The 8,208-nt window shown below is 69.0% G+C and carries 4 protein-coding genes and 1 pseudogene; 3 read left to right on the top strand and 2 right to left on the bottom strand.

The window, feature by feature from the left end; all coding sequences use genetic code 11:
* The first annotated feature begins 279 nt into the window (after nucleotides 1-279).
* On the top strand, nucleotides 280-1,542 hold the full coding sequence (locus RMO30_RS10315; RefSeq protein WP_309712928.1) for a DUF222 domain-containing protein: 1,263 nt from the start codon (nucleotides 280-282) through the stop codon (nucleotides 1,540-1,542).
* A gap of 59 nt (nucleotides 1,543-1,601) precedes the next feature.
* Nucleotides 1,602-3,158, top strand: a complete 1,557-nt coding sequence (locus RMO30_RS10320; RefSeq protein ID WP_309712932.1) for an FAD-dependent monooxygenase — start codon at nucleotides 1,602-1,604, stop codon at nucleotides 3,156-3,158.
* A gap of 1 nt (nucleotide 3,159) precedes the next feature.
* On the opposite strand, the gene RMO30_RS10325 is transcribed toward RMO30_RS10320, so the two are convergent.
* Nucleotides 3,160-6,870 (bottom strand): SCO7613 C-terminal domain-containing membrane protein, encoded by a 3,711-nt coding sequence (locus RMO30_RS10325; RefSeq protein WP_309712935.1) that lies wholly within the window; start codon nucleotides 6,868-6,870, stop codon nucleotides 3,160-3,162.
* A 110-nt stretch (nucleotides 6,871-6,980) separates the two neighbouring features.
* On the opposite strand from RMO30_RS10325, the gene RMO30_RS10330 reads away from it, so the two are divergent.
* The gene (locus RMO30_RS10330; RefSeq protein WP_309712938.1) at nucleotides 6,981-7,835 is read left to right on the top strand and encodes a DUF1684 domain-containing protein; all 855 of its coding nucleotides are present in this window, start codon (nucleotides 6,981-6,983) and stop codon (nucleotides 7,833-7,835) included.
* Between the two features lie 15 nt (nucleotides 7,836-7,850).
* On the opposite strand, the pseudogene RMO30_RS10335 reads toward RMO30_RS10330, so the two are convergent.
* Nucleotides 7,851-8,208, bottom strand: a pseudogene (locus tag RMO30_RS10335) (hypothetical protein); the annotation flags it as partial.

Genomic DNA, 8,208 nt, shown 5'->3' on the forward strand with positions numbered 1-8,208 from the left:
CTCGACGAGAGCTGCCATGCGGCGATCGCGCCGACCGACGCCGTGCTGACGAGCAGCACGGCGAGCGCTGATGCCACAGCGATGAGTGCGGTGCGGATCGGTCCGCGGCGGTCGAGACGGCCGTGGCGTGGGGTGTCGGGCACGACCTGACGATAGGCAGACCCGCCTGGAGCGACGCTGGGAGGCGTGAAATAACGAATCGGTAACGGTTGCTCGTGCGCGCTGCCTTTCGGCTCCCGAGAGGTGCCGATTGTCGGTGGTCTTCGATTCCGTGAAGACATGACCAGCTACCCGCCCGCGATCGACGACTTCGGGTACGTCGATCCGCCCGAGACGGCGTGGGACGAGTCGCGACCTGACACCCGCGTCGACTCGCAGCTGGCCCGCGCCGAGTTCGCCGCAGGGCAGATTGCGCGCGCGACGGCGGCACAGATGGCGGCGATAGCGAGGGTGCTGGCGGAGGCGCGACGGCATCCCGAGGTCTATGTGGCGCTGACCGATGAGCCCACGAAACGGCAGATCGACATCGCGGTCGATGCCGCAATCGCTGACCTCGCGATGCGGCTGACCATGGCGGAGGGCACGGTCATGACCATGGCGCGGCAGGCCGACCTGTTGCGCACGCGGGCACCACGACTGTGGTCGATCTTTCTCGAGGGTGAGATCTCGGTCGCGAACGCCCGCTGCGTGGCGGTGACCCTCGAGTCGCTCCCCGAGAACTCCGAGAGCGATGGCACCCTCGACGGCAAGGCGCTCGAGCTCGCGAGCCTCGCGCCCGCGCGGTTCAAAGACCGGATGCGCACGCTCCGCGAGCGGTTGCACCCGCGCTCACTGACCGATCGGCACACCGAGGCGGCCTGCGGCCGTCGCTTCTGGCGCGACAACGACCGCGACGGCATGGCGTGGCTCGGCTTACACCTCACCGCCCCGGATGCCGAAACGGCCTGGCAGCGCATCGACGGCATCGCGCGGCACCTCGCCGACGCTCCCGATGAGACCCGCACCCTCGACCAGCTGCGCGCCGACGTGGCGGCCGACATGCTCACCGGCCGTTCCGACCCGGCAACTGCGCCACGGGTCACGGTCGGTGTTCTCGTGCCGATGCTCAGCCTGCTCGGACTCTCCGACGAGCCGGCGACCCTCGAAGGTTACGGCCCGATCGACGCCGACACCGCCCGGAAGCTGACCGCGCATGCGCCGTCGTTCTACCGCATCCTCACCCACCCGGTGTCGTCCACGATTCTGGATGTGGATCGCACGAGGTATCGGCCGCCGGCGGATCTGAAACGGTGGCTCGCGCTGCGGGATGGCACCTGCCGGTTCTACGGCTGCGGCCGTTCGGCCCGAACCTGCGACCTCGACCACTCGAAGGCCTGGTCGAAAGGCGGCACGACTTCCGCCGGCAACCTCGGCCACCTGCACCCGCGACATCACACCGTCAAAGAGGAATCCCGCTGGCGGGTAGAACAACACGAACACGGCCGGCTCACTTGGACCAGCCCCACCGGCGCCACCTGGAACTCCGACCCACCGCCTTTCTAACCCTTGCACTGGCAGCGCCGGCACTAGCTGCGTGCGAGCCGGGGTGGAAGGCTGACGCTGTGACCGCACCTTCGACAGTTCACACCGACGTCCTCGTCGTCGGTGCGGGGCCGAGCGGGCTCATGGCAGCGGTGTGCCTCGCTCGACTCGGTGTCGACGTCATCATCGTCGACGGCAAGAGCGAGCCGACGCGTGAATCGCGGGCACTCGCGTTGCACGCCCGCTCTATGGAGATCTACGACCAGCTCGGACTCGTCGATCGGGTGCTCGACGAATGCGACCGCGCACCGCAGATCGTCCCCGGCTACCGCACCCGAACGTTCCGGCCCGTGAGTTTTGCCGGATTCGGCAGCACCATCACGCCGTATCCGGGCATCTATGTGCTCGAGCAGAGCCGCAACGAACGGATCCTGGTGGATGCCTTCCGCGATTTCGGCCGTGAGGTGCGCTGGCGGCACGAGCTGCGGGAGCTGCGAATCGACGAAGGATCCGATCACCCGGTAGAAGCGACCCTGGCGACGCCCGGGCCCCCCGGCGCGCTTCCCGGCGAGACCGAGACCCCCATCACCATCCGCGCACGCTGGTGCATCGGCGCTGACGGGTCATCCTCACGAGTGCGCGATCTGCTCGGCATCGACTTCGAAGGATCGACCAACCCGCTGCGGTTCTACGTGGTCGACGCCCTCGACGTTCACGGTCTCGTCGAAGGTGGCATGAACAGCCGAGTCAGTCGGGATGACTTCGTGCTCGCCTTCCCGATGGGCAGCCCCGGTCATCACCGAATTCTCGGCATCGTCGACGGCAGCGTCCCCGAGCGCGATCTCGAGGACCAGGTGCGCGCCCGACTGCGCACCGAGTTCGCGATTCGCTACGAGCGCTCCGGTTGGTTCGCGAGCTACCGCGTTCACCATCGCCTCTCCGCCCGGTTTCGCGACGGGCCGGTGTTCCTGGTCGGCGACGCTGCCCACGTGCACTCCCCGGTCGGCGCGCAAGGGATGAATACCGGCCTTCAGGATGCCCACAACCTCGCCTGCAAACTCGGCGACGTCATCCACGGCGGTGCCGCGCCGAGCCTGCTCGATCGGTACGAGGCCGAGCGACGGCCGGTCGCACGACGCCTGGTGCGCACTACGGACGCCGCCTTCGCGCGCATCACGTCGCTCGCGTGGTTCGCCCGCTTCCTCCGCGATCGCATCGTGCCGCTCGTCGCACCTCTCGCCGTTCGCTTCGGACCGCGGTTGGTCGGCACCGAGCGCATCTTCGGCTACCTGGCGCAGCTGCGCATCCACTACTGGGCCTCATCTCTCGAACGCTCACAGCGTCACGGCCGCCGTGACCGGGTCATCGGGCGACGGTTGTCGTGGAGCGGCGACAACTTCGCGGCCCTCCGCTCGATGACCTGGCAGGTTCACGGCTACGGTGCCCCGGCGGACGCGGTCGAAGAGGCCGCTGGCGCCCTCGGATTCGAAGCCCATGCCTTCGGACCCGACGTTCACCGCCGCCTCAAGGCCTCACGGCTCTACCTGGTTCGCCCCGATGGGTTCGTCGCCGCGGCCGCGCCGATCGCGACAGCCGCCGATCGATTTCGCGTGTACCTGGAAGCGAGCCAGCGCTAGGTCAGCGCAAGTCGCGCATCTGGGCACTGTTCGCCTTGTCGCCGCGCGAACGCCGTTCGAACCAGATGGCGACGGTGATCAGGATGATTCCCGCGGCGCCGGCGGCGACGTAGAAGATCACCGGATCGATGTCGCGCCCGGCCACGAGCACCACGAGGATGACGAGGATCTCGACACCGAAGGCCACCAGGCTGAGCACGAACGGAGCCGCATAGCGCAGCAGCGCGCCGACGAGCAGGGCCGCGAGGGCGAGCGCGAGCACGAGGATCGCCCGCCACGTCGCCGGGTTCGTGCCGGTCGCCAGCACCGACGGGAGCACCGTGACGACGATCCCCGGCGCGAGAACGGCCCAGGAACGCGTGAATCCGACCGGCCACGACATGAGAGTGCCGGGCCGATCGATCGCGCCCTGCTCCACCGGGCCACGCCTCAGCACGAGAACGCCGGCGCCGACGAGGGCGATGCCGAGGGGGAGCGAGAACCATTCGACGTTGAGGTCGCGCACGCTCCACCCGGCGACCCCGACGCACCAGGCGGCAAGGAACACGATCCACGTGGACGGCAGGATCGTCGGGTCGGCTCCCGCCACCGAGCGGAGGGCGCGCACCACGGTGAGGAGCACGAGCCCGAGCAGTACGAGCATGAGCGCCCAGAGCACCCACATCGGGGCGACGCCCGGAGCGACTGCGGCGATCGGTCCGATCACGAGGAACGCGAGCGCGGGCACCTGCGCCCACCTGCCCGCTCCGGTCAGGTAGCGACCTGCCGAGGCCGCGAGGATCGCGGCGACGACACTGAACGTCAGCACCGGCCACACCACGTGGTCGGGATGCCCGAGGCCGAGGTCATCCAGCTCCCAGGCGTATCGCACGGCCTGAACCGTCCCGGCTGATGCTGCTCCGATCGACGCGATGAGGGCCGGCAGGCACAGCGAGCCGAGACGCTCGAAGCGACGCATGAGCGCGACTCCGACCAGCAGCAGAACGAGGGACGCCGTGAGAAGTGCAATCGCACGCCAGGGAAGCGCGGCATCCGCACCGGATCCGCTGACGGCGAGCACGACGAGCGACGTCACGATCGCAATCGCGAGGCCCGGCGCCACGAGCGCGGCGCCGTTGCGTCCGCGCAGGGTCACGACGAGACCGATGATCACGGTGGCAACCGCGGGCGGGTAGACGTACGGCTCGACATCGCGGATGCCGACAAGGCCCCACACGCACCACAACGCCGCTGTCCAGCATCCGGCCGCCAGCCACCAGCCGTACCGGCGCTTCGCGAAGACGCCGGCCCCCGCAGCGCCGATGCCGATGATCAGGAACACCAGAAGCGACGTGCTGAGGTCGGGGGTTTCGAGCACGAGCGAGAGCAGAGCGGCGATAGCACCGGTGACGAACGCCGAGATCTCGATCCAGAGCCGCACCGAGGCGGCATCCTCTTCGGGGACCTCACCGCGGTGCAGCGAGTTGGCGATGAGTGGTATCGACGGAAGCACGAGGGCGACGATCGTGGCGATCACCGGCAGGGTGACGGGAGCGCCGCCTCCGCCGTTCCACGCAGGCACGATGTTGGTCTCGATGATGCGGGGGATGACGTTGACGATCACGACGGCGAGCGACGGCAGGAGCAGGGCCGCGGCGCCGCTGCGCACGAAGCGGGTCAGTCCGGGGCGCCGGGTGAGGGTCAGGGTGAGGGCGAGGGCGAAGATCGCCGCGTTGGCGAGCGCGGTCTCCCAGGTGCGCTCGGCGATGACGGTCACCACCCCGATGGCGAATGGCACCGCGGTGACGCCGAGCACGGCGTACCAGAGTGGCGGCCGAATCCGTCTCACGAGCGTCACGACGAGGGCCACGGCCGACGCAAGCGTCGCGGTGTAGCAGACGACGGGAATCGGATCGAGGCCGAGCAGGTCGAGTCCATAGGCGAACACGATGAGCGCGTACCCGTACCCCACGGCGACATACAGGGCGCGGTACTCCGCAGGCATCGCCATCGCCAGCAGGGCGAGCGCCGCGACGATCGCGGCGCCCCCGGCGACGGTGAGCCGGTCATCGCCCCAGCTGATGAATCCGATGTAGAGCAGGATCGCGTGGGCAGCGGTCAGCAGGGGAGCGCGCAGCGCAGGGGACGACAGCCGGCCGACGCGAATCAGCACGGCGGCGATCGCGACGACGAGGGCGATACCGGTGAGGAGAACGGCAGGGCGTGAGAGAGCCGACCACGAAGGAGCCGCGGTGAGCGCGGCCGCGACCAGCCAGGCGCCCAGGATGAGCCACGGGCGCATCGAACCGCCCTGACGGTGCACGGCTGCGCCGAGGGCGAGCACGCCGAGAGCGGCGGCGACGATGCCGAGGATCGCCGCCAGGCTCGTCTCCCAGGTCAGCAGCGACACCGACTCCATCGAGTCGAACCAGAACGACGGCTCCTCGACGGGTTCACCCTCGACCGGCGGCAGCACCGCGTACAGCTGCGACTTGACGATGGGTGAGAACAACTGCAGCACCACCAGGATCACCGCGGGTACTGCTGCGGCGAGCGCGACGACGAGGGCGCCGGCACGCAGGGCGACGCGATGCATGACGGCCGGCCAGGGCACGAACGCGAGCGCGGCTAGGGCGACCGCCGCGCTCGCCGGCGCCAGCGCGAACACCCATCCCTCGTATTCGAGTTCGAAAGCGAACGGAAGGATGGCCGCTGCCGTCGTCGCGAGTACGCCGACAGCGACGCTCCACGCGATCGGCGCCAGCGTGCGGGTTGCGAAACCGGCGAGCACCGCCAGTGCCGCCAGCACGAGCGCCGTACCGAGGATCCGGGCGGACTCGGTGGGAACGGATACGGTCGGCAGCCCCAGCACCGCGATCACGCCGAAGAGGGCTGCCGCAACCGTCGTCGTGATCTGGTCGGCGCGCAGCGGGCTCGCGAAGCGCGCGACGAGTCGTCGGGATATCTCGAAGCCGACGAGGGCGACTGCGACCGACCCGACGTGACCCCAGATCGCCGACCACGGCCCATCGACCGCGTAGCCGAAGAACGCCGGTACGAAGATCAGCCCCACGAGGCCGAGCCAGAGCCAGGTACGCAGGCGCACGAGCACCGCGATGAGCAGGGTGAGCACTGCGGCGATCAGCGTCGAGCTCGCCGCGAATGCCCACGGGTTGACATCGTCGGGCACGAGCTCGGAGATGGCCCAGATGTCGAGCGCGACGAAGACCATCGCGAGTGCGCCGACCGCTTCCGCCGAGAACGTGAGTTTGACGCGGGCCAGCAGCCACGCGAAGCCGAGGAAGACGACGGTGACCACAGCGATCACGGACCGTCGCACCGAGATGTCGACGTCGACGTTGAAGAACCGGAACACGACGATCGCCACCGCGACGAGCACGGCGCCCGCGATCGCAAGAACAGACTGCAGGCTGATCTGTGAGCTGGATGCCGGCGCCGCAGCTGGCCGCACAGTGGGGGGCATCGCGGTGGTGGGCTGACCAGCGGGCGGCGGCGCGAGGGCCGCCTTGGTGGTCAGGCGCCCGATGATCTCGTGGCGTCGAGTCAGCAGATCTGCCGCCTCGGCCGACACCGCCCGCAACTCGTCGGCGACCTTTCCGACGAGGATCGCGCCGCAGTTCGGGCAGTGCTCCGGCCCGACCGGACCACGTTCGCACCGGGGGCACGAGGTCGAACCGCGAAGGTACTGAGCCGCTGCATCACTCCACGCCATCCCCGGAGTCTAGAGATACTCGGGTGTGCGAAGACCGACATCCTGCTGACCGAGGAATTTGCTCGTGTCGCCCGGGTTGTACGTCAGTGACCTGAGTGAGGATGGACGGCATGACGCTGAGCGCTACGGAACTGTCGGAGAAGACCCCCGAGGAACAGCTCGCGTACTTCCACGAACGCCGCGAGCTGGCCGTCACTCAGCCGCTCGGCAGCCTAGCCCTCACCACCGCCCAGCTCGTCGACACCGAGCAGGCGATCTGGGGTGTCCCAGGACGCTGGGCGCCGCTGCCCGAGGGCGAGTCCGGCGTGAAGGTCATCGCTACGGCAGCTGACGGCATCCGGGTCAATGGCGAACTCGTCGACAGTGAGGCAGTCGTGCGCGGCAAAGACGACCCGAACCCGGGCGACATCGTGTTCAGCGACACCGTGCGCGGTGCCGTCATCACGCAGTCGGGTGGCGGCTACGCACTGCGGGTGTGGGATGCGCACTCCGAGGGCATCGAGAACTTCGGCGGGATCGACACCTTCCCGTACGACCCCGCGTGGATCGTCACCGCCGCCTGGGAAGAGAACCCTGCGGGCACGACGATGGGCTTCCAGCACCTCAAAGACGATGAGGCGGGCACGCACAGCACACGCGAAGAGGTCATCCCCGGCAGCATCCGCTTCACCCGCGACGGCGTCGACTACGACCTCGCCGCGTTCAAAGCCGGCCGCGCACTGCAGATCGTGTTCGCCGACGGGACGAGCGGCGACACCACCTACAGCGTCGGGCGCTTCCTGTTCGTCGCACCCAACCCCGATGGCACCATCACGCTCGACTTCAACCGTGCGATCCTGCCGCCGTGCGCGTTCTCGTACGCGTTCAACTGCCCGCTGCCGCCGAAGCAGAATCGCTTCAGCATCCCGATCGAGGCGGGCGAGAAGAACGTGCTCGCCAAAGACGGGTCACTCCTTCACGGCTGAACTGCACCCAGCGCCCTACTTGGTCGCGGGCCGGAACGCCACTCCGGCGGCCCCGATCAGCCAGCCGAGCAGCGAGAGCGAGAACGCGATCACGAGCTCGGGAGCCGTCTGCTCCTTGATGAGCCAGGTCAGGAACACGGCGAGACCGACGAGCAGGTAGACCGCGATGCCGACGTAGGTCCAGAGCGGCAGTTTCTGGGCGACCGCCTGCGCGGAAATCGCACCCGTACCGCCGCTGGACGCGACCTCAGCGACCGCGTAGCCGAGGGCGGCAGCGGTCTGCGTGCCGATCGTCGTCGCGAGCACCCCGGCGGCGAGCACGAGCGCGCTACTCAACGCGAGGCGCGGGGCTGTCGGCGCGACGGTTCCCGCG

The organism is Pseudolysinimonas sp. (assembly GCF_031389465.1).
GTDB lineage: Bacteria > Actinomycetota > Actinomycetes > Actinomycetales > Microbacteriaceae > Pseudolysinimonas_A.

Coding starts and splice junctions, on each gene's coding strand:
- RMO30_RS10315 (WP_309712928.1), top strand. CDS start 280: ATGACCAGCTACCCGCCCGCGATCGACGACTTCGGGTACGTCGATCCG.
- RMO30_RS10325 (WP_309712935.1), bottom strand. CDS start 6,870: ATGGCGTGGAGTGATGCAGCGGCTCAGTACCTTCGCGGTTCGACCTCG.
- RMO30_RS10330 (WP_309712938.1), top strand. CDS start 6,981: ATGACGCTGAGCGCTACGGAACTGTCGGAGAAGACCCCCGAGGAACAG.